This is a genomic window from Roseicella aerolata (assembly GCF_020523605.1).
Lineage (GTDB): Bacteria > Pseudomonadota > Alphaproteobacteria > Acetobacterales > Acetobacteraceae > Paracraurococcus > Paracraurococcus aerolatus.
Map to the genome: position 1 here is coordinate 41,835 of NZ_JAJAQI010000006.1, position 22,664 is coordinate 64,498.

Genomic DNA, 22,664 nt, shown 5'->3' on the forward strand with positions numbered 1-22,664 from the left:
ATGGCGCTGAAGAATTTCAACCCGGTCACCCCGAGCCTGCGCGGCACCATCCTGGTGAAGCGCGACGAGCTCTGGAAGGGCTCGCCGGTCAAGCAGCTGACCGAGGGCAAGCATTCCTCGGGCGGCCGCAACAACCATGGCCGCACCACGGTCCGGTTCCGCGGCGGCGGACACAAGCAGACCTACCGCATCGTCGACTTCAAGCGTCGCGCCAAGTTCGGCGTGCCCGCTACGGTCGAGCGGCTGGAGTATGACCCGAACCGCACCGCCTGGATCGCCCTGCTGAAGTACCAGGATGGCGAGCTGGCCTATATCATCGCGCCGCAGCGGCTGAAGGCCGGCGACACGGTGGTGGCCGGTGAGCGCGCGGACATCAAGCCGGGCAATGCCATGCCCATGGCCGCCATCCCGGTCGGCACCATCATCCACAATGTGGAGATGAAGCCGGGCGCGGGCGGCAAGATCGCGCGCTCCGCGGGCACCTATGTCCAGCTGGTCGGCAAGGACGCCGGCTATGCGCAGATCAAGCTGATGTCCGGTGAGCTCCGCACGGTGCGCGCCGAGTGCATGGCGACCATCGGCGCGGTGTCCAACCCGGACAACAGCAACCAGCAGATCGGCAAGGCCGGTCGCTCGCGCTGGCTGGGCCGCCGCCCGCACAACCGCGGCGTCGTCATGAACCCGGTCGACCATCCGCATGGCGGTGGCGAGGGCCGGACCAGCGGTGGCCGTCACCCGGTCACGCCGTGGGGCAAGCCGACCAAGGGTGCGAAGACGCGCAACAACAAGCGGACCGACCGGCTCATCGTCCGGCGCCGCCACGCGACGAAGGGCTGATCGCGATGCCGCGCAGCGTATGGAAGGGGCCGTTCGTCGACGGCTACCTGCTCAACAAGGCGGAGGCCGCCCGCGCTTCGACGCGCAACGAGATCATCAAGATCTGGTCGCGCCGCAGCACGATCCTGCCGCAGTTCGTCGGCCTGACCTTCGGGGTCTACAACGGGAAGAAGTTCATCCCGGTGCAGGTCTCGGAGAACATGGTCGGCCACAAGTTCGGCGAGTTCTCGCCGACGCGCACCTTCTCCGGGCATTCCTCGGACAAGAAGGCGAAGCGGGGCTGATCCGATGAGCAAGCCGAAGCACGAGCGCTCGCTCGCCGAGACCGAGGCGCAGGCGGTGACGCGGAACATCCGCGTCTCCCCGCGCAAGCTGAGCCTGGCCGCGGGCCTGATCCGTGGCCGCCGCGCGCAGGATGCGATCGCGACGCTGACCTTCAGCAAGCGCCGCATCGCGCAGACCGTGAAGAAGACGTTGGAGAGCGCGATCGCCAACGCGGAGAACAACCACCAGCTGGACGTCGACCAGCTCGTGGTGGCCCGCGTCGAGGTCGGCCGGTCCCAGGTGATGAAGCGCTTCCACGCCCGCGGCCGCGGCCGCGCCGCCCGCGTCGAGAAGTGGTTCAGCCACCTGACGATCGTCGTGGCCGAGCAGCAGGCGACCGCTCCGGCCCAGCAGGAGGCCGCGTAACATGGGTCACAAAGTCAATCCGATCGGCTTCCGTCTGGGCATCAACCGGACCTGGGACAGCCGCTGGTTCGCCGATGCGGACTATTCGAAGCTGCTGCATGAGGACATCAAGCTCCGCGACAAGCTGCGCACCCGCCTGAAGGGCGCCGGTGTCAGCCGCGTGGTGATCGAGCGCCCGGCGAAGAAGCCGCGCGTGACGATCCACGCCGCGCGGCCTGGCGTCGTCATCGGCAAGAAGGGCGCCGACATCGAGGTGCTGCGCAAGGACCTGGCGAAGCTCGCCGGGGCCGAGGTCTCGCTGAACATCGTCGAGATCCGCAAGCCCGAGATCGACGCGACGCTGGTGGCCGAGAACATCGCCCAGCAGCTGGAGCGCCGGGTGGCGTTCCGCCGCGCCATGAAGCGCGCGGTGCAGAGCGCCATGCGCCTCGGCGCGGGCGGCATCCGGATCAACTGCGGCGGCCGCCTGGGCGGCGCCGAGATCGCCCGGATGGAATGGTACCGCGAGGGGCGCGTGCCGCTGCACACGCTGCGCGCGGATATCGACTACGGCACGGCGACCGCGAAGACCACCTACGGCACCTGTGGCGTGAAGGTCTGGATCTTCAAGGGCGAGATCCTGGCGCATGACCCGATGGCGCAGGACCGCCTCGCTGCCGAGCAGGCGCCGCAGCGCTGAGGGATGATGTGAGATGCTGCAACCCAAGCGCACGAAATTCCGCAAGGCCCACAAGGGCCGCATCCATGGCATCGCCAAGGGCGGATTCACTCTCTCCTTCGGCGGCTACGGGCTGAAGGCGCTGGAGCCGGAGCGGGTGACCGCCCGGCAGATCGAGGCGGCTCGCCGCGCGATCACCCGCGCCATGAAGCGGCAGGGCCGCGTCTGGATCCGCATCTTCCCGGACGTTCCGGTCTCGACCAAGCCGGCCGAGGTCCGGATGGGCTCCGGCAAGGGCTCGCCCGAATACTGGGTGGCGCGGATCAAGCCGGGCCGCATCATGTTCGAAATCGACGGCGTGTCCAACGACACGGCGCGCGAGGCGCTGGCGCTCGGCGCGGCGAAGCTGCCGATCAAGACCAAGATCGTGCAGCGCCTCGGCGCGGAGGCTTGAAATTATGACCAAGATCGCGGATATCCGCGCGAAGACGGTGGATGAGCTGCAGGCGCAGCTCCTCGACCTCCGCAAGGAGCAGTTCAACCTGCGCTTCCAGCGCGCGACCGGCCAGCTTGAGGCGACCGGCCGGGTGCGGGTGGTGCGGCGCGACATTGCGCGTATCAAATTCGTCCTGTCCGAGCGTCGCCGCTCGGCAGCCCAGCAATCCAAGGCTTAAGGGGAGACCGGCGGCTATGCCGAAGCGAGTCCTCACGGGCCGGGTGGTCAGCGACAAGATGGACAAGACGGTCACCGTTCTTGTCGAGCGTCGCGTGATGCATCCGCTCTACAAGAAGTTCATCCGGCGTTCCAAGAAGTACGCCGCGCACGACGAAGCCAACCTGTGCAAGGAAGGCGATGTGGTGCAGATCGAGGAATGCGCGCCGATCAGCAAGCGCAAGGCCTGGACGGTGGTGGAGCGCAACGGCCAGCCCCTGGCGGCCGCGGCTGAGGCGGTGTCGGCATGATCGGCGTTGAAGCGAACCTCGACGTCGCGGACAACTCCGGCGCGCGCCGCGTCCAGTGCATCAAGGTGCTGGGCGGCTCCAAGCGGAAGACCGCATCCGTGGGTGACGTGATCGTCGTCTCCGTGAAGGAGGCGATCCCGCGCGCCAAGGTGAAGAAGGGCGAGGTGCATCGCGCCGTCATCGTCCGCACCGCCTATCCGGTGCGGCGCATCGACGGCACGGCGATCCGCTTCGACAACAACGCCGCGGTGCTGATCAACAAGCAGGGCGAGCCGATCGGCACCCGCATCTTCGGTCCGGTGGTGCGTGAGCTGCGGGCGCGGAAGTACATGAAGATCATCTCGCTGGCGCCGGAGGTCCTGTAAGGCCATGGCCGCGAAGATCAAGAAGGGCGACCGGGTCCAGGTCCTGACCGGGCGCGACAAGGGCAAGCGCGGCGAGGTCATCGCCGTGAACCCGACCGAGAACCGCGCCCTGGTGCAGGGCGTGAACATGGTGAAGCGCCACCGGAAGCCGCAGGGGATGAACCAGCCCGGCGGCATCCAGGAGAAGGAGGCGCCGATCCACTTGTCCAACCTGGCGCTGATCGACCCGAAGTCCGACAAGCCGACCCGCGTGGGGTTCAGGCTGCTCGAGGACGGGAAGAAGGTGCGCGTGGCGAAGCCCTCGGGCGAGGTGCTTGACGCATGAGCGATTCGAAGAAGAAGGCCGGCGGCAAGGCCGAGGCCCCGAAGAAGTCTGAGGGCGGCGAGGGCCGCGTGCAGGCGGTTGCGGCCAAGGCCGGCAAGGCTGCCGCTTCGCCGGCCGAGAAGCCGCGCCTTTCGGTCCACTACAGCGAGGTCGTCCGGCAGCAGCTCATCCAGGAGTTCGGCTACAAGAACCCCATGGAAGTGCCGAAGCTGGAGAAGATCGTCATCAACATGGGCGTGGGCGAGGCGGCGGGCGACCAGAAGAAGCTCGACGCGGCGGTCGCGGACCTGACGGCGATTGCCGGCCAGAAGCCGGTGCGGACCAAGGCGAAGAAGGCGATCGCGGGCTTCAAGATCCGCGAGGGCCAGGCCATCGGCTGCAAGGTGACGCTGCGCAAGGCGCGGATGTACGAGTTCCTGGACCGGCTGGTGACCATCGCCCTGCCGCGCGTCCGGGACTTCCGCGGCATCCCGGGCAACCGGGGCTTCGATGGCCGGGGCAACTACGCCATGGGCCTGAAGGAGCAGATCGTGTTCCCGGAGATCAACTACGACCGGGTCGACACGGTGCGCGGGATGGACATCCAGTTCGTCACCACGGCGAAGACCGACAAGGAAGCGAAGGCGCTGCTGAAGGCGTTCCAGCTTCCTTTCCAGAACTGATCTTGGAAGACCGCCCGCGGCGCGCCGCGGGAGCAGGTTCCGGAGGATAGAACCGCATGGCCAAGACTTCGGCAGTCGAGAAGAACAAGCGTCGCGCGCAGCTCGCCGCGACGCATGCTTCGAAGCGTGCCACGCTGAAGGGGATCATCATGGACCGCACCCTCCCGGTGGAGGAGCGGTTCGATGCGACCCTGAAGCTCGCCCAGCTGCCCCGCAACGGCGCCAAGGTTCGCGTGCGCCTGCGTTGCGAGCTGACCGGCCGCCCGCGCGGCAATTACCGCAAGTTCAAGCTCAGCCGGAACATGCTGCGGGACCTGGCCAATAATGGCCAGATCCCCGGTCTGACCAAGGCGAGCTGGTAAGGAGGGCAGGCCATGTCGCTGTCCGATCCTCTCGGGGATATGCTCACCCGCATCCGCAATGCCCAGCGGGCCCGGCAGACGCGTTGCGTCGCCCCGGCCAGCCGGCTGCGGACCGATGTCCTGGATGTGCTGAAGCGCGAGGGCTACATCCGCGCCTGGCGCGTCGAGGAGCTGCGCCCCGGCGTCCGCAACATCGAGATCGAGCTCAAGTATTCCGAGGGCGAGCCCGCCATCAAGGAGATCACCCGCGTCTCCAAGCCCGGCCGGCGCGTCTACTCGAAGATCAAGGAGCTGCCGAAGTTCTACAACGGCCTCGGCATCTCCATCCTGTCCACGCCCCGCGGCGTGATGAGCGACAACGAGGCCCGCGCTGCCAATGTCGGCGGCGAGGTCCTCTGCCGCGTGTTCTGAGGGAGGGACAGGCGATGTCGCGCGTTGGCAAGTATCCCGTTCCGGTCCCGGCCGGCGTCCAGGTGGCGCTGCAGGGCCGTACCGTGGTGGCCAAGGGCAAGAATGGCGAGCTGAAGCTCGACCTGACCGATGAGGTCGATGTGGAGATCGGGGCGGGCGAGGTGGCGGTGAAGCCGCGCCGCGACGACCGCCGTTCCCGCACCATGTGGGGCACCACCCGCAGCCTGATCAACGGCATGGTCACGGGCGTCTCCACCGGCTTCACCAAGTCGATGGAGATCACCGGCACCGGCTACCGTGCTGCGGTGCAGGGCAAGGACCTGGTCCTGTCGCTCGGCTTCAGCCACGAGGTGCGCTATCCGATCCCGGCCGGGATCACCATCGTCTGCGAGCGCCCGACCGCCGTGAAGGTGAGCGGGGCGGACAAGCAGCGGGTGGGCCAGGTGGCCGCCGAGATCCGGGCCTATCGCGGCCCCGAGCCCTACAAGGGCAAGGGTGTCCGTTACACCGACGAGCAGATCCTCCGGAAGGAGGGTAAGAAGAAGTAATGGCCGACAAGCTCGCATTGCAGCAGCGCCGCCGTTCGCGGCTGCGCTACCAGCTGAAGATCAAGTCGGGCGGGCGTCCCCGCCTCTCGGTCTTCCGTTCGGGCAAGCACATCTATGCGCAGGTGATCGACGACGCGCAGGGCCGCACCCTGGCTGCCGCCTCGACGCTCGAGAAGGAGCTGCGCGACAGCCTGAAGACCGGGGCGGACAAGGATGCCGCCGTGGTCGTCGGCAAGCGCGTGGCCGAGCGGGCGCTGGCCGCCGGTGTCACCGCGGTCGTCTTCGACCGTGGGCCCTACCTTTACCATGGCCGGGTCAAGGCCCTGGCCGACGCCGCCCGCGAGGGCGGGCTGTCGTTCTGAGGATCGCAGAATATGGCACGTGAACCGAGGGGCGGTGGCGGCGGCGAGGGCGGCGATCGTCGCCGCGGCCGTGGCCGGGACCGGGACCGCGACAACCGGCAGGAGCGGCAGGAAGGCGACGAGCTGAAGGACAAGCTCGTCACCATCAACCGCGTTGCCAAGGTGGTGAAGGGTGGTCGTCGCTTCAGCTTCGCGGCCCTGGTCGTCGTTGGCGACCAGAAGGGCCGGGTCGGCTGGGGCGCGGGCAAGGCCCGCGAGGTGCCGGAGGCGATCCGCAAGGCGACCGAGCAGGCGAAGCGGACCATGATCCGCGTGCCGATGCGGGAAGGCCGGACGCTGCACCACGACGTGATCGGCGAGTTCGGCGCTGGCCGCGTGATCCTGCGCTCGGCCCCGGCCGGCACGGGCATCATCGCCGGCGGCCCGATGCGCGCGGTGTTCGAGACGCTGGGCATGGGCGACGTGGTCGCCAAGTGCACCGGCTCGACCAACCCGCACAACATGATCAAGGCGACCTTCGCGGCGCTCACGCGCTCGACCAGCCCGCGGGCGGTCGCTTCCCGGCGCGGCAAGAAGGTCTCCGACCTGCTCGGCCCGCGCAAGGACCAGGCGCCGGCCGAGACCTCGGCGGCGGAGGCCCCGAATGTCTGAAACGAAGAAGACCGTGAAGGTGACCCAGATCGGGTCGCCCATCGGCCGCAAGCCCGGTCAGCGCGAGACGCTGATCGGCCTCGGCCTCAACAAGATGCACCGCTCGCGGGAGCTGGAGGACACCCCCTCCGTCCGCGGCATGATCCGCAAGGTCGCCCACCTGGTGAAGGTGGAAGGCTGAGCCGCCGTCCGATCGCCGGAGGGCTGCCCGTCATCCCGGGCGGCCCGGAGGCGTGAATCGGCCGGCGACGCACGAGGGCTAAGGCAATGAAGCTCAACGAACTGCGCGACAATCCGGGCGCGCGCTACAAGTCGAAGCGGCTCGGCCGCGGCATCGGCTCGGGCAAGGGCAAGACCTCCGGCAAGGGCGTGAAGGGCCAGAAGGCCCGCGAAGGCGTGTCGCTGAACGGGTTCGAGGGCGGTCAGCTCCCGATCTACCGGCGGCTCCCGAAGCGCGGCTTCGTCAACCCGTTCCGCAAGGAATACGCCCCGCTCAATCTCGGCGCGCTCGACAAGGCGATCGAGGCCGGTCGGCTGCCGGCCGGCGAGCCGATCGACGAGGCGAAACTGCGCGAGTCAGGCGTGGTCCGCACCGGCGCCAAGCTGGCGGGCATCCGCCTGCTGGCGCATGGCGAGATCACCCGGGCGGTGACCATCACCGTCTCCGGCGCCTCCGCTGCCGCCGTCGCGGCGGTGCAGGCGGCGGGCGGGTCCGTCACGCTGCTGAACGCCCCGGCCGAGGCCGCCGCGGAGGGCTGATGCCTGCCGCCCGGCAGGGTGGCGGCTCGGTCGGATTGAGCCTGCGCGCGGCGGTCCGGGTGTTCCCCTCGGGGCCGATCGCAGGCTAGACAAGGTATCGTGGCTGCGGCGCCACGGCCGGGGGAGCCTCCCCCGGTTGTCGGCGCCGCGGTCGTGTGGAGGGTTTGCAATCCCATGGCCTCCGCCGCCGAACAGCTCGCGGCCAATCTGAATCTCGGTGTCCTCTCCAAGGCCACCGAGCTCAAGAAGCGCATCTGGTTCACGCTGGGCGCGCTGATCGTCTACCGGTTCGGCACCTATGTGCCGGTGCCGGGCGTGGATGCCGCCGTGATGGGCGAGATCCTGGCCCAGCACGGGGGCGGCATCCTCGGCATGTTCGACATGTTCACCGGTGGTGCGCTCGGGCGCATGACGGTGTTCGCGCTGAACATCATGCCCTACATCTCGGCCAGCATCATCATCCAGCTGATGACGGCCGCCGTCCCGACGCTCGAGGCCCTGAAGAAGGAAGGCGAGGCGGGGCGGAAGAAGCTCAACCAGTACACCCGCTACCTCACGGTCCTGATCGCCATCTTCCAGGCCTGGGGCATCGCCATCGGGCTTGAGAGCATGCGGGGCAGCTTCGGCTCGGCGGTGCTCGACCCCGGCTGGTTCTTCCGCATCTCCTGCGTCATCACGCTGGTCGGCGGGACCATGTTCCTGATGTGGCTGGGCGAGCAGATCACCGCCCGCGGCGTCGGCAACGGCATCTCGCTCATCATCTTCGCCGGCATCGTGGCCAACCTGCCCTCCGCCCTGGTTTCCACCCTGGAACTCGGCCGGACCGGCGCGCTCTCGACCTTCTTCATCATCTTCTTCCTGGTCGCGGCGCTCGCGGTCGTCGCCCTGGTCGTCTTCGTCGAGCGGGCGCAGCGCCGGATCCCGGTGCAGTACCCGAAGCGCCAGGTCGGCAACCGCATGTTCGGCGGCGAATCGACGCATCTGCCGCTCAAGCTGAACACTGCCGGCGTGATCCCGCCGATCTTCGCCTCCTCCCTGCTGCTGCTGCCGGCCACGGTCGCGGGCTTCAGCACGGACCCGACGTCGGAGGGCTGGCTACAGACCATCGCCAATGCGCTCGCACACGGGCAGCCGCTCTACATGGCGCTCTATACGGCGCTGATCATCTTCTTCGCCTTCTTCTACACCGCCGTGGTGTTCAACCCGGTGGAGACGGCGGACAACCTGAAGAAGTATGGCGGCTTCGTGCCGGGCATCCGCCCCGGCCAGAACACCGCGGATTATTTCGACCGGGTGCTCACCCGGCTGACCGCGGTGGGCGCGCTTTATCTCAGCCTGGTCTGCATCCTGCCGGAACTGCTGATCAGCAACTATGGCGTGCCTTTCTACTTCGGCGGCACTTCCCTGCTCATCATCGTCTCTGTCACCATGGACACGGTGGCGCAGGTCCAGTCGCATCTCTTCGCCCACCAGTACGAAGGCCTGATCCGGAAGGCCAGGCTGGGCGGCCGCGGGGCGCCGCGCGGGCGTTGACCGGGCGCTGGGCGGCGCTCCGGACGTGACTAGGCGCGGGCGCCCGGGCGGCCGCGGAACGGATGGGGGATGACGGGTATGAACCTGATCCTGCTTGGCCCGCCTGGGGCCGGCAAAGGCACCCAGGCGAAACGCCTGGAGGACCGATACGGCCTCAGGCAGATCTCGACCGGTGACATGCTGCGGGCCGAGGTGAAGTCCGGCAGCGAGATCGGCCTGCAGGCCAAGGCGATCATGGAGCGGGGCGAACTCGTCCCGGATGCCATCATCATCGCCATGCTGGCCGCGCGCGTCTCGGCGCCCGATCTGGCGCAGGGCTTCATCCTGGACGGCTTTCCCCGCACGGTCCCGCAGGCCGAGGCGCTGGACGTGGTCCTGAAGGAGAAGGCCATGCCGCTCCACCATGTCATCGAGCTGCAGGTGGACGACGCGGCGCTGGTCGAGCGGATTTCCGGCCGTTTCACCTGCGCGAAGTGCGGGGAGGGCTACCACGACAGCTTCAAGCAGCCGAAGCAGGCCGGGGTCTGCGATGTCTGCGGGGGGACGGAGTTCACCCGCCGGGCGGATGACAACGCCACGACGGTCGCCTCGCGGCTGGAGGCCTATCACCGCCAGACCGCGCCGTTGCTGCCCTATTATGCCTCCAAGGGCATCCTGCGGGTGGTGGACGGCATGGCCGAGATGGACGAGGTTGCGCGGCAGATCGAGGGCATCCTCGGACCTCTGCCGCAAAAGGGTTGACGGCAGGGGGGCGTCGACTATAGTCCGCGCCTCCCGCGGACTGGGTGGCCTCTGGGCCGCCACGGCCGCGCTTAGCCGTTCGTAAGTTTAACGAAGATCACCTCGCCGGCAGGGCGCAGGGGCCAGGGTGGCCCCGGTCCGGCCGGTGTCGAGCAGGAGCGACAGGCTCCAGGAGCTGAGCAGTGGCGCGCATCGCCGGTGTCAACATTCCCACGAACAAGCGCGTGCCGATTTCGCTGCGCTATATTTATGGCATCGGGCCGAAGAACGCGCTCGATATCTGCCATGCGCTCGGCATCCCCGAGGAGCGTCGGGTCAACCAGCTGACGGATGAGGAAATCCTCAAGATCCGTGAGCTGATCGACCGCGAATACCGGGTCGAGGGTGATCTTCGCCGCGAAGTGGCGATGAACATCAAGCGCCTGATGGACATGGCCTGCTACCGTGGCCTCCGTCACCGCAAGGGCCTGCCGGTCCGCGGCCAGCGCACCCATACAAATGCCCGGACCCGCAAGGGCAAGGCCGTGCCGATCGCCGGCAAGAAGAAGGTGACGAAGTAAGATGGCTCGCGAACCCCGCGGCGGCTCCCGCGCTCCGCGCAAGAAGGAGCGCAAGAACATCGCCACCGGCGTGGCGCATGTGCTGGCCTCCTTCAACAACACCATCGTCACGATCACGGACGCCCAGGGCAACGCGATCGCCTGGTCCTCCTCCGGCAGCCAGGGCTTCAAGGGCAGCCGGAAGTCCACCCCCTATGCGGCGCAGGTCGCCGCCGAGGATGCCGGGCGCAAGGCGCGCGAGCACGGGATGGAGCAGCTGGAAATCATGGTGAGCGGCCCGGGTTCGGGGCGCGAGTCGGCGCTGCGCGCGCTGCAGGCGGTCGGCTTCTATGTCACGGCGATCCGTGACGTGACGCCGATCCCGCATAACGGCTGCCGCCCCCGCAAGCGCCGGCGCGTCTGAGACGCGCCGTTTCGGGGGAAGGTGCCGCAAGGAGATGCTCGTGATCGAGAGGAATTGGCGGTCGCTGATTCGCCCGGAGAAGCTGGGCGTCGAGGTTGGGTCGGACCCGGACCGCGTTGCGACCATCGTGGCCGAGCCGCTGGAGCGCGGCTTTGGCATGACGCTCGGCAATGCGCTGCGCCGCGTGCTGCTGTCCTCGCTGCAGGGCGCGGCCGTGACCGCGCTCCGCATCGACGGCGTGCTGCATGAGTTCAGCAGCATCCAAGGCGTGCGGGAGGACGTGACCGACCTCGTCCTCAACGTGAAGCAGCTTGCCATCCGGATGCAGGGCGAGGGGCCGAAGCGCCTCCAGCTCACCGCGAACGGCCCGGGCGAGGTGACGGCCGGCCAGATCCAGACCACCGGGGATATCGAGATCTCGAACCCCGACCTGGTGATCTGCACGCTTGATGACGGCGCCAAGCTGTCCATGGAGCTGACAGTCAACACCGGCAAGGGCTATGTCCCGGCCGCCCAGAACCGCCCCGAGGATGCGCCGATCGGCCTGATCCCGGTGGATGCGATCTACTCCCCGGTGCGCCGCGTGGCCTACCGCGTGGAGCCGACCCGCGTCGGTCAGGTGACGGACTACGACAAGCTCGTCCTGAACGTCGAGACCGACGGCACGGTGGCACCGGAGGACGCGGTGGCGCTGGCCGCCCGCATCCTGCAGGACCAGCTGCAGCTCTTCATCAACTTCGACGAGCCGCGCGAGCGCAAGGTGGAGGAAGAGCGGGACGACCTGCCCTTCAACCGCAACCTGCTCCGCAAGGTCGATGAGCTGGAGCTGTCGGTCCGCTCGGCGAACTGCCTGAAGAACGACAACATCGTCTATATCGGCGACCTGGTGCAGAAGACGGAGCAGGAGATGCTCCGGACCCCGAATTTCGGCCGCAAGTCGCTGAACGAGATCAAGGAGGTCCTCTCCTCCATGGGCCTCGGCCTGGGCATGACCGTCACGGGCTGGCCGCCGGAGAATATCGAGGATCTGGCCAAGAAGCTGGAAGAGCCGTTCTGAACGGCCGTTCCCGGCTTCTTGTCCACTGCTGAGTGAGCCGCTGCGCCGGCAACCTGGGAAGTTAGAACAATGCGTCACGGTATGGCCGGCCGTAAGCTCGGCGTCACCTCCACCCACCGGATCGCCATGTTCCGCAACATGGCGACCAGCCTGCTGAAGCACGAGCAGATCACCACCACCCTGCCGAAGGCGAAGGAGCTGCGCCCCTATGTCGAGCGCATCATCACGCTCGGCAAGCGCGGCGGCCTGCATGCGCGCCGCCAGGCCTATGCGCAGATCATGGACGAGAAGGTGGTGGACAAGCTCTTCACCACCATCGCCGAGCGCTACAAGGCCCGCAACGGCGGCTATACCCGCGTGCTGAAGGCCGGCATCCGCTACGGCGACGCCGCCTCCATGGCGGTGATCGAGCTGGTGGACCGCGACCCGGCCGCGAAGGGCCAGGACAGCGGCCCGAAGCCCGAGGTGGCGGAGGCCGAGCAGGACGCGGCGTAAGCCGCCAGGCCTGACGACGGGTTCTGAAGGGGCGGCGGGGCAACCTGCCGCCCCTTTCGCATCTCCGCCTCCCGGTGGCCAACCGGCATGGGCGGCGCTTGCTCTCCGGCGGGTTGGGTTTGGAACGGAATCCGCCGGGCTTGCACGCCCGGCTGCGGCCTGCGCTACCCCGGCGGCGGGTTCCGGCGCATCTCCTGCGGCACATGTCGGTCGAGGAACTCGCGCAGCGGCGCGCAGGCCGGTTGTGACAGGGAGCGGTCCAGCAGGGCCCAGCAGCGCGGGCCGTGCTGCAGGTAGTGCGGCTTGCCGTCCCGCCGGTCCAGCCTCACCCAGAGTGCGGCGACCCGCAGGTGCCGCTGCGCCCCGCAGGCCGCCATGGCGCCGAGGAAGGCGCCGCGGTCGAGGCCGGGACGGGCGCTGAGATAGGTGGCCAGCGCCGCCCGTCGCGTCGCCGGCGCCACGTCCCGCCGCGCATCCTCGACCAGCGAGATCACGTCATAGGCCGGGTGGCCCAGCGCGCCGTCCTGGAAGTCCAGGATGCCGGTGCGGCGTGGGCCGTCGCGCTCCTCCAGCCGCATCAGGTTGGCGGGGAAGTAGTCGCGGTGGACGAAGCCCTGCGCGCCGGCGAAGGGGGCCAGCATGGCGTGAATGGCCTCGTCCAGCTCCCGCCGCACGGTCTCGGCGGGCGTCTCGCCGAAGGCGGCGGGCCACCACCAGTCGAGGAAGGTGGCCGCCGTCGCGCGGGACATGGCGGCGGCATCCCAGGCCGGCAGGCCGGGCGGCGGCGGGGCGGCATGCAGCGTGGCCAGCGCCTCGGCCGCCTCGGTATAGAGAGGGACCGGATCGGCGCCGGCATCCAGCAGCGCCGCATGCGTCGCCTCGCCGAAATCCTCGATGAGGAGGAACCCCGCCTCGGCATCCTCAGCCATGATCTCCGGCACCGAGAGGCCGGCGGCCAGCAGGTGCCGGGCAAGGTCGCGGAAGGGCCGCACATCCTCGGGCGGCGGCGCGTCCATCAGCAGCGCCGGGCGTGGGCCGCCGACCAGCCGGACATAGCGGCGGAAGCTGGCATCGGCGGCAAGCGGCCGGCGCTCGGCGCCGCCATAGCCATGGGCGGCGAGGAAAGGCTCGGGGTATCTCAAGAATCCAGCTCCTTCAGCCGGTCCGGCCAGCCGGAGAAGGTGGCGATGCGCTCCTCCTCTGCCGCGCCATAGGCCATCCGCACCACCAGCGCCTCCGCTGGTCGCTGGTCGCCCAGCCGTTCCGGCCATTCGACGATCACCAGGCCCTGCCGGGCTTCCTCCCAGCCGAGCTCCGCCAGGTCGGCGGGACCGGAGAGGCGGTAGAGATCGAAATGATGCGCCTCCAGCCCGCCCGGCAACTCGTAGCTCTGCACCAGGGTGAAGCTGGGGGAGGGGACCTCGAGCCCCGGATCGCCGGCCAGCGCCCGCAGCAGGGCACGGGCGAAGGCGCTCTTGCCCGCGCCCAGCGGTCCCTCCAGCAGCAGCGCATCGCCCGGGCGCAGCAGCGGCGCGAGCCGGGCGGCGAGGCGCCCGGTGGCGGCGAGGTCGGACAGGGTCACGCTGATCGGGCCTTCCATCGCCACCCCTGTGGAAACGGGCCCGCCTTTCTGCCGGCTCGGCCGCGGCGCATCAAGCAGGCAGAAGGGTCACCGGCGAAGCCCCGCCAGGGCGAGGCGCTTGAAGGCCCGGTAGTCCTCGGGGAGATCGACGAAGCGCTCCTCCGCCTCGATGCCGCCCTCCCAGAACAGGCCGAGGCCGCTTTCCGCCTCGGTCAGCTTGCGCCCGACCTCGGCGCGGGTCAGGTACATCGCCGGGTCGAGATAGAGGGCCGCGGTCTTGGCGGTGAAGAGCAGCCGCGCGCCGCCCTCCGGGCCAAGCCAGCCTGGCTCGACGAACCAGCGATGGTGGTGGAAGCCGATCTCGGGCATGCCGCCGAAGGCCCGGCGCAGCCGGAAGCCGCGCTGCTTGCAGTAGATCTCCCGCAGCCGCGACGGCGTCTCGACATAGCCGGCCTTGGCCACCCGCGACATCTCCCGGCAGACCAGGAGGGGATCCCGCACATCCTCCAGCAGATGGCTGCAGAAGACGAAATCGAAGTATTTGTCCGGGTAGGGCCAGGGCGCGAGGCAGGCGTCGTGGACGGTCCAGGTCTCCGCGGTGACGCGCTCGGGCTCGCCGGGGTCGAGGGCCTCCTCCAGGCGGCGGGTCGCATGGGGTTGCAGGTCCATGGCATGGGTCGCCAGCCGCAGCGGGCGGTACCAGCCGCCGACATCCAGCACGCGCCCCGCGCCGCGGGCGATCTCGATCAGGCGCGGCAGATTCGCGTTCAGGATCATGCGTTCGGCGGCCCGGTGCGGTTGGGGGTTGGTTCCTCCTCATCGCCATTCCGGCGCGGACTGGCAAGGCCGGGGGAGGGGGGCTGGTGGCGTGGCCGGTCCGGGTGTTCCCAGGCGGGGCGTCGAGCGGGTATGACCGGCCGCTCCGGTTGGGAAGGACGCCGATGACGGCGGGAGTGAGCGGCATGCGCGCCTCGGGCAAGGCTTTCGGTTCGCACGCCTCCGGCGTGACGGTCGAGACGGATGTGGCGGTGATCGGCGCGGGGCCCGTCGGCCTCTTCGCGGTCTTCGAATGCGGCATGCTGCGCATGCGCTGCGTCGTCATCGACGCGCTGGACGCCATCGGCGGCCAGTGCAGCGCGCTCTATCCGGAGAAGCCGATCTTCGACATCCCCGCCCATCCGGCGATCGAGGGCGCGGAGCTGATCGAGCGTCTCGAGGCGCAGGCGGCCCCCTTCACGCCGCTCTACCTGCTCGGCCGCCGCGTGGAGCGGCTGCGGGAGCTGGATGGCGAGTGGGAGCTCGGCACCAGCGCCGGCGACCATATCCGGGCCAAGGCGGTGATCCTGGCGGCTGGCGCCGGCGCCTTCGGCCCGAACCGCCCGCCGCTGGAGGGGCTGCACGGCTACGAGGCATCGGGCGCGGTGCGCTACCTGGTCTCCCGGCGGGAGGATTTCCGCGGCAAGCGGGTGGTGATCGCGGGCGGCGGCGACAGCGCGGTGGACTGGGCGCTGTCGCTGAAGGAGGTCGCGGCGAAGGTCACGGTGGTGCACCGCCGGCCGAAATTCCGCGCGGCGCCCGAGAGTGCCGCACGCCTGGACCAGGCGGCGGCACGGGGCGAGGTGGAAATGGCCATCCCCTACCAGCTCCACGGGCTGGAGGGGGACGGCTCACGCCTCACGGGCGTCGTGCTCTCGACCCTCAAGGGCGAGACGAAGACCGTTCCGGCCGACTACCTGCTGCCCTTCTACGGTCTCTCGATGGAACTCGGCCCGATCGCGGAGTGGGGGCTGGGGCTGGAGCGCAGCCACATCGCCGTGACGCCCGCGACCTGCGAGACCAACCTGCCGGGCATCCATGCGGTCGGCGACATCGCCACCTATCCGGGGAAGCTGAAGCTGATCCTGCAGGGCTTCTCGGAGGCGGCGATGGCCGCGCATGCCATCCACCCGCGGGTCTTCCCGGGCGAGGCGCTGCATTTCGAGTACAGCACGACCAAGGGCGTCCCGGCGGGGTGATGCCGGCGGGGGCGTTCCCGGCCGAGGAGCGACGCCGCGAAACGTGACCCTGCCCCGGCGTGGGCGGGAGCGTTGTTGCGCGTGAACGGTACGGCGCGGCAACTCCTCTCCGGCCAGCCGCCCGTGCTGCATCGGCGCGGATAGGCGGCGCGGCCGCCAACGGGCTCTCCGGCGGGAGGGGCCGGGACGAGGCAGTCCGTACGCTGGCGCGACCTGGCCGGAGCGGAGATCGGCCATGACCAGGATCTTCACCGCAAGCCTCACCGGACGGCAGGAGGTGCCGCCCAACAACTCGGCGGCCAGCGGCGGCGGCATCGTCATCTGGGATGACGACGCCGACCGGGCGACCTACCAGTTCACCGCCAGGGGCCTGGATTTCGGGCCGGCCACCGGGACCGGGGCGCAGACGCCGTCCACCGCCGACGACGTCATCAGCATGCATTTCCACAGCCAGTTCCGCGGCGCGAATGGCGGCGTGGTCTTCGGGCAGATCAACCCCGCGCAGGATGCCGACGACCTCAGGATCACCCGCAATGACGACGGGTCCTGGACCATCGCCGGTGCCTGGGAACGGACCGACCCCGCCACCATCCCGGTGACCGATTTCGCGGCGGTGCTGGACCTGACGCCGGCCGGCCTCGACATCCCGCTCTATTTCAACATCCACTCCACGGCCTTCCCGGCCGGCGAGATCCGTGGCCAGCTGGTCTCGGCCGGCACGGTGGGAAGCTCCATCCGGGACGGCTTCGACGCCGACTTCTACAAGCAGACCTACCCGGACGTGGCCGCGGCGGCGCTGTTCGGCATCAACCCAAGGCTGCACTTCGACAATATCGGCTGGAAGGAGGGGCGCGACCCGAATGCGCTCTTCGACACCTCCGGCTATCTCGAGACCTATCGGGACGTGGCGGAGGCGGGCGTGAACCCGCTGGACCACTACATCGCCCATGGCGCCGCGGAAGGGCGAGATCCCTCGCGCTACTTCGACAGTTCCTCCTACCTCGCGGCCCATCCGGACGTCGCGGCGGCCGGGATGAACCCTCTCCAGCACTTCCTCATGCATGGCATCCAGGAAGGCCGGAACGCCTTCGCCGATGGTGTCTGGGGCTGAACGGGACCGGCGGGCATCCATCCGGGCGCAGGACATGCCGATGCATGTCCTGCCTCAGACGCCGGCGGCCCTCCGGGCCTTGGCCGCGGCGCGCCTTCGCGCGCGGCCTGCCCCGCGGGCCGCAGGTCGGGACGTCATGAGCCAGGCATGACTCCTGGCCCGGAGCCGTCATCGGGGCTGACGCCGCTTGCATGAATACATCGGCATCTGCGCAGGACAGTATGAAACGCCACCTGAGTGGCTCCACTCAGGCGGCGCAGCCTGCTCGTCCGGGCAAAGGGCTGGAGTGCCCGGCGCGCATCACCCTGCGCGGCGGACCAGTCTACAGCGGGTGGGCGTCCAGGACTGAACGCCCACCCGCTGGTGCCCTTTGTTTTCCGAGCAGAGTTTCGCTCCCAGGCGTCCACGCCCATCCACGATCTGCTCTAGGCTTCCATCCCGCCATGCTTACGCAGCAGCCCGTCCAGCCGCTCGCGGTCCGCGCGCGGAACCTCCAGCCGCATGGTCACCCGGTCATCGTCCAGGTCGATCTCGGCACAGCGCCGGTCGATCGGTCCCTCCCGCACCGCGGCCTCCAGCGCCAGCTTGGCGGTCTCGCTGTCCGGGAAGCGCAGGGAGAGCGTGACGCCGTCATCGCAGGGCGCGGGCTTCGAGCCCTTCGGGTCCATCATCGATTCGGGCGGCACGGCGCGGGAGCCCTGGTCGGTGGTGTAGGCGACCGGATCGCTCGCCGGGAAGGTCTGCTCCACGCCGGATTCCACATTGGCATCGGAGGTGTTCTCGGGATGCTCGGTGCCCTTCGGGTTGCGCGTCTGGGTGGCCATGGTTGAGGTGTCCCTCTCCTCTCGGGTCCCTCGAACGCATGGCGGAAGGATGGGTTCGCCCCGGATGTTGCGCTGGCGGCGAGATGGGAGGGCGGCGGATGCGGATCGAGCGCTGCGACGGGGCGGGGCTGGCGGACTGGGTGGCGCTGCGCCAGGTGCTCTGGCCGGAGGGCGGCGCGGCGGAGCACCGTGCGGAGGCCGAGGCGCTGCTCGCCCGCCCGGAGGAGGCGGTGGCCTTCCTGGCACGCGACCCGGCCGGCGCCGCCATCGGCTTCGCCGAGGCCCGGCTGCGGCGGGACCCTGTGAATGGCTGCGCGACCTCGCCGGTCGCCTTTCTGGAAGGCATTCTCGTGCTGCCGGGCTGGCGCCGGCGCGGCCTCGCCCGCGCGCTCTCCGGGGCGGTCGAGGCCTGGGCGCTGTCGCTGGGCTGTGCCGAACTGGCCTCGGACGCGCTGCTCGACAATGCGGCCTCGCACCGGATGCACCGCGCCCTACGCTTCGAGGAGACGGAGCGAGTGGTGTTCTACCGGAAGGCGCTGGCGCCGCGTCCCGGTTGACGCCGCGCCGGCAGGCCCCGGTCAGTTCCCGGCAGCCTGCCCGGGTTGCGGGCCAGCCATCCCAGGGCCTCCCTGGGGGCTCAGGCCGCCAGCCCCTCCAGCGGCCAGCGCGGCCGCGGCGCATGGCCGAGTTCGTCGGTGAGCCCGAGCCGCAGCCGTTCCACCCCCGCCCAGGCCACCATCACCGCATTGTCGGTGCAGAGCCGGATGGGTGGCGCCACCAGCGGCAGCCCGCGTTTCGCCGCGGCGGCCGAGAGCGCGCCGCGCACCGCCTGGTTGGCGGCGACGCCGCCGGCCACCACCATCGCGGTCGCCTCCGGCAGCATGGCCAGCGCATGCTTCGCCCGGTCGGCCAGCACCGCGGCGACCGCGGCCTGGAAGGCGGCGGCGATGTCCGCCTTGTCCTGGTCGGAAGGCGCGCCGCCCGGGCAGCGCGCGACGGCATGGGCGACGGCGGTCTTGAGGCCGGACCAGGAGAAGTCGCAGCCCGGCCGGCCCAGCAGGGGGCGGGGCAGCGGGATGCGCGCCGGATTACCGGCCTTGGCGAGCCGTTCCAACGCCGGCCCGCCTGGCCAGGGCAGGCCGAGCAGCTTGGCCGCCTTGTCGAAGGCCTCCCCCACCGCGTCGTCGAGGGTGGTGCCTAGCCGGCGGTAGCGCCCCACCCCTTCCACCGCGACGCACTGGCAATGCCCGCCCGAGAGCAGCAGCAGCAGGTAGGGGAAGCGCACCGGCGTCTCCACCACCCCGGGCAGGGTCGCGGTCAGGGCATGCGCCTCCAGGTGGTTCACCGCGACGAAGGGCAGGCCATGCGCCAGCGCGATCCCCTTGCCGAGGGTGCTGCCGACGATCAGCCCGCCGATCAGCCCGGGGCCGGAGGTGGCGGCGATGCCCGCCAATTGGGAGAATTCCAGCCCGGCCTTCTCCATCACCTGGGCCACCAGCCGCGGCAGATGCTCCAGATGCGCGCGCGCCGCGATCTCCGGCACCACGCCGCCATAGGGGGAGTGCTCCTTCTCCTGGCTCAGCACCGCCTCGGCCAGGATGGTGCCGTCGGCGCGGAGCACGGCCGCGGCAGTCTCGTCGCAGCTCGATTCCAGCCCCAGCACTGCGGCTTCCGTGTCCATCCAGCCTTCCTCATCCCCGGTCGCGGTTCTAAGACAGCGCCATGCCTTCCGGCCACCACCATGCCGCGGTCCCGCGCCACGGCCGTCTCCTGCCGCTCCGGGTCGGTACCCGCGGCTCGCCCCTCGCGCTCTGGCAGACGCGGCATTTCCTGTCGATCGTCACCGAGCTCTGCCCCGTGCTGCGCGCCGCGCAGGCCTTCGAGGAACATGTGATCGCCACCTCCGGCGATCGCATCCTCGACCGGCGCCTGGCGGATATCGGCGGCAAGGGCCTCTTCGCCAAGGAGATCCATGAAGCCCTGCTGGACGGCCGCGTCGATTTCGCGGTCCACAGCCTGAAGGACCTCGAGACCGAGATGCCGCCCGGCATCGTGCTGGCCTGCACCCTGCGCCGGGAGGATGCGCGGGATGCCATCATCCTCGGCGCGGGCTGCGCGGAGCCGGATTCGGCCGACCCCTATGCCTGCCTGCCCGCCGGGGCGGTCATCGGCACCGCCTCCGTCCGGCGGCAGAGCCAGATCCTCTTCGCCCGGCCGGATCTGCGCTGCGCCATGATCCGCGGCAATGTCCAGACACGCCTGTCCCGCGTCCGCGGCGGGGAGTTCGCCGCCAGCCTGCTGGCGCTGGCCGGCCTCCGCCGCCTGGGGCTGGAGGGCGAGGCGGCGGTGGTGCTGGACCCCGAATCCATGGTCCCCGCCGCCGGACAGGGCATCGTCGGCATCACGGTCCGCGAATCGGACGTGGAACTGTGCGAGCTGCTCTCGGCCATCGAGGACCGGGAGGCAGCGGCGGTCAGCCGGGCGGAGCGCGCCTTCCTGGCGGCCCTGGACGGTTCCTGCCGCACCCCGATCGGGGGCCATGCCCGCCTGCTGCCGAATGGCGACCTGCACCTGACCGGGCTGGTCGCCCGGCCGGATGGCAGCTTCCTGCTGAAGCGCGCCGCGACCGGCCCGGCGGCCGATGCGGCGCGGCTGGGTGCCGAACTCGGCCGCAGCCTGCGGGCCGACAGCCCCGCCGACCTCTTCGCCTGACGCCGTGGCGGCGGAGGCACCCGGGGTCCTGATCACCCGGCCGGAGCCGGGCGCGGCCGAGACCGCGCGCCGCGTCGCCGCGCTCGGCTGGCGGCCGGTCCCGGCGCCGGCGCTGGTGCTGGCACCGCGCCCCGTCCCCCTGCCGCCGGCCAGGGTCCTGCGGCCGGTCCAGGCGTTGCTGCTCACCAGCCGCGCCGCCGCCCGCGCCCTGCCCCCCACGGACATCCCGGTGCTGGCGGTGGGGGAGGCGACGGCGGCCGAGGCCCGCGCCCGCGGCTTCCCGCGGGTGGAGGCCGCCGCCGGCGACGCCGCGGCGCTGGCCGAGCATGCCGCGCGGCGACTCGACCCAGCGGCGGGGCCGCTGCTGCTGGCGGTGGGGGAGGGCTATGGGGCGGAGTTGGCGGCGGATCTCCGCGCCCGCGGCTTCCGGGTGATCCGGCGCGTCGCCTATGTCGCCCGGCCGGCCACCACCCTGCCGGCGGAAGCCAGCGCGGCCCTGCAACAAGATGGTGAGGTCGTTGCCGCGCTGTTCTTCTCGCCCCGTTCGGCCCGCTGTGCCATCTCCCTCATCAAGGCGTCCGGCCACGCGGCGACCGCGGCGGGGATGGAAGCGTTGGCGATCAGTCCCAGGGTGGCCGAGGCGGCGACCCGGGCCCTCGCACCCCTGGCCTGGCGCGCGGTGCGAGTCGCCGACCGGCCGGACCAGGACGCATTGTTGGCATTGCTCGGTCCCAGATAGGCTGCACGCATGAGCGAGACACCCGAGAAACCCGCCAGCGACACTCCGCCGGCCCCCCGCAACTCCCCGCTGGCGCCGCCGGCGCCGCGCCGGCTCGACCCGGCGGCCATCATGATCGGCGTCGGCGGCGTGGTGCTGCTGCTGGCGGTCTGGTGGCTGCTGACCACGCCGCGCTCGACCACCGAGGCGGCCGTCGATCCGGCGCGCGTGGCGCAGCTGGAACAGCGGCTCGGCACGCTGGAGGGCGTGCGGGGCGAGCTCGGCACGGTCACCGGCCGCCTCGGCGCCCTCTCCGCGGTCGAGGGCCGCGTGCAGGCGCTCGAATCGCGGCCCGCGCCGGCCATCCCCGACCTCCGGCCGCTGGAGGGACAGATCGCGGCGCTCAACGAGCGCATCGCGGCGAATGACCGCCGGCTGCAGGCGCTGGACGCCCGCCCGGCCTTCGATCCCGCCACGGTCGCGTCACGCTCCGCGCTCGATGCGCTCGGCACCCGTCTCGACCGGATGGGTGAGCGGATCGAGCAGACCACCGCCCGCGTGCAGCAGCAGGAGGCGGAGCTGAACCGCCGGCTGCAGGAGCAGCAGCAGGCCGTGACGCAGCGCCTGCAGGACGCGCAGCAATCCGTCTCCCAGCGCCTGCAGGAGGCGCAGCGCAGCGGCGAGCAGCGCGAGCAGTCTGCCCAGCAGGCGGCCACGCAGCGCCTGCAGGCGCTGGAGGAGCAGACCCAGCGGCGCCTGCAGGGGCTGGAGTCCTCGCTGACGCAGCGCATGGCGGCGCTGGAGGAGGCGCAGCAGAAGATGGCCGCGCTCGAGGCCCGCACCGCGCGGCTTGCCGCCCTGGACCGGGTGCGCAGCGCCCTCGTCGCCGGCCAGCCGCTTGGCGAGGGCTTGGCGCGTGTCGAACAGCCGCCGCAGGCGCTCGCCCGCTTCGCCCAGTCGGCGCCGCCGACCGAGGCCTCGCTCCGCCTCTCCTTCGAAGACGCGGCGAAGGCGGCCCGCGCCGCCTCCGACCCGGCGGCGCAGCCGGATGGCAGCCGGGCCGGGGTGGTGGACAGCGCGCTGTCCCGCATGGGCGGGCTGGTCACCGTCCGCCGCGGCGAGCAGGTGGTCTGGGGCGATGCCGCGGAGCAGCAGATCGAGCGCGCCCGCCGCGCGCTGGAGGCGGGAGACCTTGAGATGAGCCTGCAGCAGATCGAGAAGCTGCCGCCGCCCGCCCGGGATGCGATGCGGTCCTGGGTGGACCAGGCCAGGGCGCTGGTCGCGGCCCGCGCCGCGCTGCGCCAGCTGGCGGCGGGCTGA

Annotated in this window: 34 protein-coding genes; 29 read left to right on the plus strand and 5 right to left on the minus strand. The window is 70.5% G+C overall.

Going from position 1 to position 22,664, the window contains the following annotated elements; genetic code table 11:
- The 23 genes from rplB (at position 1) to rplQ (ending at position 12,382) form a co-directional block, all read left to right on the plus strand.
- The gene (gene rplB, locus LHA35_RS05570) at positions 1–837 is read left to right on the plus strand and encodes a 50S ribosomal protein L2 (protein WP_226605579.1); all 837 of its coding nucleotides are present in this window, start codon (positions 1–3) and stop codon (positions 835–837) included.
- A gap of 5 nt (positions 838–842) precedes the next feature.
- The gene (rpsS, locus tag LHA35_RS05575) at positions 843–1,121 is read left to right on the plus strand and encodes a 30S ribosomal protein S19 (protein WP_226605581.1); all 279 of its coding nucleotides are present in this window, start codon (positions 843–845) and stop codon (positions 1,119–1,121) included.
- Between the two features lie 4 nt (positions 1,122–1,125).
- On the plus strand, positions 1,126–1,527 hold the full coding sequence (rplV, locus tag LHA35_RS05580; protein WP_226605583.1) for a 50S ribosomal protein L22: 402 nt from the start codon (positions 1,126–1,128) through the stop codon (positions 1,525–1,527).
- Between the two features lies 1 nt (position 1,528).
- A complete protein-coding gene (gene rpsC, locus LHA35_RS05585; RefSeq protein WP_226605586.1) occupies positions 1,529–2,206 on the plus strand; it encodes a 30S ribosomal protein S3 in 678 nt (225 codons plus the stop codon).
- A 13-nt stretch (positions 2,207–2,219) separates the two neighbouring features.
- Positions 2,220–2,639: a 50S ribosomal protein L16 gene (rplP, locus tag LHA35_RS05590; protein WP_226605588.1), complete on the plus strand. Its 420-nt coding sequence runs from the start codon at positions 2,220–2,222 to the stop codon at positions 2,637–2,639.
- 4 nt (positions 2,640–2,643) lie between these two features.
- On the plus strand, positions 2,644–2,859 hold the full coding sequence (gene rpmC, locus LHA35_RS05595) for a 50S ribosomal protein L29 (RefSeq protein ID WP_226605591.1): 216 nt from the start codon (positions 2,644–2,646) through the stop codon (positions 2,857–2,859).
- A gap of 16 nt (positions 2,860–2,875) precedes the next feature.
- Positions 2,876–3,148: a 30S ribosomal protein S17 gene (gene rpsQ / locus LHA35_RS05600; RefSeq protein ID WP_226605595.1), complete on the plus strand. Its 273-nt coding sequence runs from the start codon at positions 2,876–2,878 to the stop codon at positions 3,146–3,148.
- Positions 3,145–3,513 (plus strand): 50S ribosomal protein L14, encoded by a 369-nt coding sequence (gene rplN, locus LHA35_RS05605; RefSeq protein ID WP_043364848.1) that lies wholly within the window; start codon positions 3,145–3,147, stop codon positions 3,511–3,513. Before rpsQ ends, rplN begins: the two co-directional genes overlap by 4 nt.
- Before the next feature lie 4 nt (positions 3,514–3,517).
- Positions 3,518–3,838: a 50S ribosomal protein L24 gene (gene rplX, locus LHA35_RS05610; protein ID WP_226605598.1), complete on the plus strand. Its 321-nt coding sequence runs from the start codon at positions 3,518–3,520 to the stop codon at positions 3,836–3,838.
- Positions 3,835–4,500, plus strand: a complete 666-nt coding sequence (gene rplE / locus LHA35_RS05615) for a 50S ribosomal protein L5 (RefSeq protein WP_226605602.1) — start codon at positions 3,835–3,837, stop codon at positions 4,498–4,500. The genes rplX and rplE overlap by 4 nt, the downstream gene beginning before the upstream one ends.
- Positions 4,501–4,556: 56 nt before the next feature.
- Positions 4,557–4,862 carry a 30S ribosomal protein S14 gene (gene rpsN / locus LHA35_RS05620; RefSeq protein ID WP_226605604.1) on the plus strand — a complete coding sequence of 102 codons (306 nt, stop codon included), beginning with the start codon at positions 4,557–4,559 and terminating at the stop codon, positions 4,860–4,862.
- A 12-nt stretch (positions 4,863–4,874) separates the two neighbouring features.
- Positions 4,875–5,273: a 30S ribosomal protein S8 gene (gene rpsH, locus LHA35_RS05625; protein ID WP_132288366.1), complete on the plus strand. Its 399-nt coding sequence runs from the start codon at positions 4,875–4,877 to the stop codon at positions 5,271–5,273.
- A gap of 14 nt (positions 5,274–5,287) precedes the next feature.
- Complete coding sequence (gene rplF, locus LHA35_RS05630) at positions 5,288–5,821, plus strand: 50S ribosomal protein L6 (RefSeq protein WP_226605606.1); 534 nt, start codon at positions 5,288–5,290, stop codon at positions 5,819–5,821.
- Positions 5,821–6,183, plus strand: a complete 363-nt coding sequence (gene rplR / locus LHA35_RS05635; protein ID WP_226605609.1) for a 50S ribosomal protein L18 — start codon at positions 5,821–5,823, stop codon at positions 6,181–6,183. Before rplF ends, rplR begins: the two co-directional genes overlap by 1 nt.
- A 12-nt stretch (positions 6,184–6,195) precedes the next feature.
- Entirely contained in the window at positions 6,196–6,834 is a 639-nt protein-coding gene (gene rpsE / locus LHA35_RS05640) for a 30S ribosomal protein S5 (RefSeq protein ID WP_226605611.1), read from the plus strand.
- The gene (rpmD, locus tag LHA35_RS05645; protein WP_226605614.1) at positions 6,827–7,015 is read left to right on the plus strand and encodes a 50S ribosomal protein L30; all 189 of its coding nucleotides are present in this window, start codon (positions 6,827–6,829) and stop codon (positions 7,013–7,015) included. Before rpsE ends, rpmD begins: the two co-directional genes overlap by 8 nt.
- An 86-nt stretch (positions 7,016–7,101) precedes the next feature.
- Positions 7,102–7,593 (plus strand): 50S ribosomal protein L15, encoded by a 492-nt coding sequence (gene rplO / locus LHA35_RS05650; protein WP_226605617.1) that lies wholly within the window; start codon positions 7,102–7,104, stop codon positions 7,591–7,593.
- 174 nt (positions 7,594–7,767) lie between these two features.
- Positions 7,768–9,126, plus strand: a complete 1,359-nt coding sequence (gene secY / locus LHA35_RS05655; RefSeq protein WP_226605620.1) for a preprotein translocase subunit SecY — start codon at positions 7,768–7,770, stop codon at positions 9,124–9,126.
- A 78-nt stretch (positions 9,127–9,204) separates the two neighbouring features.
- A complete protein-coding gene (locus tag LHA35_RS05660; RefSeq protein WP_226605623.1) occupies positions 9,205–9,867 on the plus strand; it encodes an adenylate kinase in 663 nt (220 codons plus the stop codon).
- A gap of 182 nt (positions 9,868–10,049) precedes the next feature.
- Positions 10,050–10,427, plus strand: a complete 378-nt coding sequence (gene rpsM, locus LHA35_RS05665; protein ID WP_226605625.1) for a 30S ribosomal protein S13 — start codon at positions 10,050–10,052, stop codon at positions 10,425–10,427.
- 1 nt (position 10,428) lies between these two features.
- Entirely contained in the window at positions 10,429–10,830 is a 402-nt protein-coding gene (gene rpsK / locus LHA35_RS05670) for a 30S ribosomal protein S11 (RefSeq protein ID WP_111470088.1), read from the plus strand.
- Between the two features lie 34 nt (positions 10,831–10,864).
- Positions 10,865–11,887, plus strand: coding sequence for a DNA-directed RNA polymerase subunit alpha (locus LHA35_RS05675; protein WP_226605628.1), 1,023 nt, complete (start codon positions 10,865–10,867; stop codon positions 11,885–11,887).
- A gap of 69 nt (positions 11,888–11,956) precedes the next feature.
- Positions 11,957–12,382 (plus strand): 50S ribosomal protein L17, encoded by a 426-nt coding sequence (gene rplQ / locus LHA35_RS05680; RefSeq protein WP_226605632.1) that lies wholly within the window; start codon positions 11,957–11,959, stop codon positions 12,380–12,382.
- A 164-nt stretch (positions 12,383–12,546) separates the two neighbouring features.
- On the opposite strand, the gene LHA35_RS05685 is transcribed toward rplQ, so the two are convergent.
- The 3 genes from LHA35_RS05685 to LHA35_RS05695 all read right to left on the minus strand — a co-directional run bounded on the left by LHA35_RS05685 (position 12,547) and on the right by LHA35_RS05695 (position 14,741).
- Positions 12,547–13,524, minus strand: coding sequence for an aminoglycoside phosphotransferase family protein (locus LHA35_RS05685; RefSeq protein ID WP_226605635.1), 978 nt, complete (start codon positions 13,522–13,524; stop codon positions 12,547–12,549).
- The gene (tsaE, locus tag LHA35_RS05690) at positions 13,521–13,982 is read right to left on the minus strand and encodes a tRNA (adenosine(37)-N6)-threonylcarbamoyltransferase complex ATPase subunit type 1 TsaE (RefSeq protein ID WP_226605638.1); all 462 of its coding nucleotides are present in this window, start codon (positions 13,980–13,982) and stop codon (positions 13,521–13,523) included. The genes LHA35_RS05685 and tsaE overlap by 4 nt, the downstream gene beginning before the upstream one ends.
- Before the next feature lie 69 nt (positions 13,983–14,051).
- Positions 14,052–14,741 carry a methyltransferase domain-containing protein gene (locus tag LHA35_RS05695; RefSeq protein WP_226605643.1) on the minus strand — a complete coding sequence of 230 codons (690 nt, stop codon included), beginning with the start codon at positions 14,739–14,741 and terminating at the stop codon, positions 14,052–14,054.
- Between the two features lie 185 nt (positions 14,742–14,926).
- Between LHA35_RS05695 and LHA35_RS05700 the strand changes: the two genes are divergently transcribed.
- Positions 14,927–15,979 carry an NAD(P)/FAD-dependent oxidoreductase gene (locus LHA35_RS05700; RefSeq protein ID WP_226605837.1) on the plus strand — a complete coding sequence of 351 codons (1,053 nt, stop codon included), beginning with the start codon at positions 14,927–14,929 and terminating at the stop codon, positions 15,977–15,979.
- Between the two features lie 235 nt (positions 15,980–16,214).
- Positions 16,215–17,090, plus strand: a complete 876-nt coding sequence (locus LHA35_RS05705; RefSeq protein WP_226605646.1) for a CHRD domain-containing protein — start codon at positions 16,215–16,217, stop codon at positions 17,088–17,090.
- Positions 17,091–17,515: 425 nt separating this feature from the next.
- On the opposite strand, the gene LHA35_RS05710 is transcribed toward LHA35_RS05705, so the two are convergent.
- Positions 17,516–17,914, minus strand: a complete 399-nt coding sequence (locus tag LHA35_RS05710; protein WP_226605845.1) for a hypothetical protein — start codon at positions 17,912–17,914, stop codon at positions 17,516–17,518.
- A 98-nt stretch (positions 17,915–18,012) separates the two neighbouring features.
- Between LHA35_RS05710 and aac(6') the strand changes: the two genes are divergently transcribed.
- Positions 18,013–18,471 carry an aminoglycoside 6'-N-acetyltransferase gene (gene aac(6'), locus LHA35_RS05715; RefSeq protein ID WP_264185386.1) on the plus strand — a complete coding sequence of 153 codons (459 nt, stop codon included), beginning with the start codon at positions 18,013–18,015 and terminating at the stop codon, positions 18,469–18,471.
- An 80-nt stretch (positions 18,472–18,551) separates the two neighbouring features.
- Here the strand turns inward: aac(6') and tsaD are convergent, their stop codons facing one another.
- The gene (tsaD, locus tag LHA35_RS05720; protein WP_226605649.1) at positions 18,552–19,595 is read right to left on the minus strand and encodes a tRNA (adenosine(37)-N6)-threonylcarbamoyltransferase complex transferase subunit TsaD; all 1,044 of its coding nucleotides are present in this window, start codon (positions 19,593–19,595) and stop codon (positions 18,552–18,554) included.
- Between the two features lie 41 nt (positions 19,596–19,636).
- On the opposite strand from tsaD, the gene hemC reads away from it, so the two are divergent.
- Genes hemC through LHA35_RS05735 form a run of 3 tightly spaced genes read left to right on the plus strand, consistent with a single transcriptional unit; the run spans position 19,637 to position 22,664 of the window.
- Positions 19,637–20,626, plus strand: a complete 990-nt coding sequence (gene hemC / locus LHA35_RS05725; protein WP_226605652.1) for a hydroxymethylbilane synthase — start codon at positions 19,637–19,639, stop codon at positions 20,624–20,626.
- Positions 20,627–20,630: 4 nt separating this feature from the next.
- Complete coding sequence (locus LHA35_RS05730; protein WP_226605655.1) at positions 20,631–21,365, plus strand: uroporphyrinogen-III synthase; 735 nt, start codon at positions 20,631–20,633, stop codon at positions 21,363–21,365.
- 9 nt (positions 21,366–21,374) lie between these two features.
- A complete protein-coding gene (locus LHA35_RS05735) occupies positions 21,375–22,664 on the plus strand; it encodes a hypothetical protein (RefSeq protein WP_226605659.1) in 1,290 nt (429 codons plus the stop codon).

What these genes read in the sequence shown, in the direction of transcription:
- rplB (WP_226605579.1), top strand. Translation starts at nt 1, where the DNA reads ATGGCGCTGAAGAATTTCAACCCGGTCACCCCGAGCCTGCGCGGCACC.
- rpsS (WP_226605581.1), top strand. Translation starts at nt 843, where the DNA reads ATGCCGCGCAGCGTATGGAAGGGGCCGTTCGTCGACGGCTACCTGCTC.
- rplV (WP_226605583.1), top strand. Translation starts at nt 1,126, where the DNA reads ATGAGCAAGCCGAAGCACGAGCGCTCGCTCGCCGAGACCGAGGCGCAG.
- rpsC (WP_226605586.1), top strand. Translation starts at nt 1,529, where the DNA reads ATGGGTCACAAAGTCAATCCGATCGGCTTCCGTCTGGGCATCAACCGG.
- rplP (WP_226605588.1), top strand. Translation starts at nt 2,220, where the DNA reads ATGCTGCAACCCAAGCGCACGAAATTCCGCAAGGCCCACAAGGGCCGC.
- rpmC (WP_226605591.1), top strand. Translation starts at nt 2,644, where the DNA reads ATGACCAAGATCGCGGATATCCGCGCGAAGACGGTGGATGAGCTGCAG.
- rpsQ (WP_226605595.1), top strand. Translation starts at nt 2,876, where the DNA reads ATGCCGAAGCGAGTCCTCACGGGCCGGGTGGTCAGCGACAAGATGGAC.
- rplN (WP_043364848.1), top strand. Translation starts at nt 3,145, where the DNA reads ATGATCGGCGTTGAAGCGAACCTCGACGTCGCGGACAACTCCGGCGCG.
- rplX (WP_226605598.1), top strand. Translation starts at nt 3,518, where the DNA reads ATGGCCGCGAAGATCAAGAAGGGCGACCGGGTCCAGGTCCTGACCGGG.
- rplE (WP_226605602.1), top strand. Translation starts at nt 3,835, where the DNA reads ATGAGCGATTCGAAGAAGAAGGCCGGCGGCAAGGCCGAGGCCCCGAAG.
- rpsN (WP_226605604.1), top strand. Translation starts at nt 4,557, where the DNA reads ATGGCCAAGACTTCGGCAGTCGAGAAGAACAAGCGTCGCGCGCAGCTC.
- rpsH (WP_132288366.1), top strand. Translation starts at nt 4,875, where the DNA reads ATGTCGCTGTCCGATCCTCTCGGGGATATGCTCACCCGCATCCGCAAT.
- rplF (WP_226605606.1), top strand. Translation starts at nt 5,288, where the DNA reads ATGTCGCGCGTTGGCAAGTATCCCGTTCCGGTCCCGGCCGGCGTCCAG.
- rplR (WP_226605609.1), top strand. Translation starts at nt 5,821, where the DNA reads ATGGCCGACAAGCTCGCATTGCAGCAGCGCCGCCGTTCGCGGCTGCGC.
- rpsE (WP_226605611.1), top strand. Translation starts at nt 6,196, where the DNA reads ATGGCACGTGAACCGAGGGGCGGTGGCGGCGGCGAGGGCGGCGATCGT.
- rpmD (WP_226605614.1), top strand. Translation starts at nt 6,827, where the DNA reads ATGTCTGAAACGAAGAAGACCGTGAAGGTGACCCAGATCGGGTCGCCC.
- rplO (WP_226605617.1), top strand. Translation starts at nt 7,102, where the DNA reads ATGAAGCTCAACGAACTGCGCGACAATCCGGGCGCGCGCTACAAGTCG.
- secY (WP_226605620.1), top strand. Translation starts at nt 7,768, where the DNA reads ATGGCCTCCGCCGCCGAACAGCTCGCGGCCAATCTGAATCTCGGTGTC.
- LHA35_RS05660 (WP_226605623.1), top strand. Translation starts at nt 9,205, where the DNA reads ATGAACCTGATCCTGCTTGGCCCGCCTGGGGCCGGCAAAGGCACCCAG.
- rpsK (WP_111470088.1), top strand. Translation starts at nt 10,429, where the DNA reads ATGGCTCGCGAACCCCGCGGCGGCTCCCGCGCTCCGCGCAAGAAGGAG.
- LHA35_RS05675 (WP_226605628.1), top strand. Translation starts at nt 10,865, where the DNA reads ATGCTCGTGATCGAGAGGAATTGGCGGTCGCTGATTCGCCCGGAGAAG.
- rplQ (WP_226605632.1), top strand. Translation starts at nt 11,957, where the DNA reads ATGCGTCACGGTATGGCCGGCCGTAAGCTCGGCGTCACCTCCACCCAC.
- tsaE (WP_226605638.1), bottom strand. Translation starts at nt 13,982, where the DNA reads ATGGAAGGCCCGATCAGCGTGACCCTGTCCGACCTCGCCGCCACCGGG.
- LHA35_RS05695 (WP_226605643.1), bottom strand. Translation starts at nt 14,741, where the DNA reads ATGATCCTGAACGCGAATCTGCCGCGCCTGATCGAGATCGCCCGCGGC.
- LHA35_RS05700 (WP_226605837.1), top strand. Translation starts at nt 14,927, where the DNA reads ATGCGCGCCTCGGGCAAGGCTTTCGGTTCGCACGCCTCCGGCGTGACG.
- LHA35_RS05705 (WP_226605646.1), top strand. Translation starts at nt 16,215, where the DNA reads ATGACCAGGATCTTCACCGCAAGCCTCACCGGACGGCAGGAGGTGCCG.
- LHA35_RS05710 (WP_226605845.1), bottom strand. Translation starts at nt 17,914, where the DNA reads ATGGCCACCCAGACGCGCAACCCGAAGGGCACCGAGCATCCCGAGAAC.
- tsaD (WP_226605649.1), bottom strand. Translation starts at nt 19,595, where the DNA reads ATGGACACGGAAGCCGCAGTGCTGGGGCTGGAATCGAGCTGCGACGAG.
- hemC (WP_226605652.1), top strand. Translation starts at nt 19,637, where the DNA reads ATGCCTTCCGGCCACCACCATGCCGCGGTCCCGCGCCACGGCCGTCTC.
- LHA35_RS05735 (WP_226605659.1), top strand. Translation starts at nt 21,375, where the DNA reads ATGAGCGAGACACCCGAGAAACCCGCCAGCGACACTCCGCCGGCCCCC.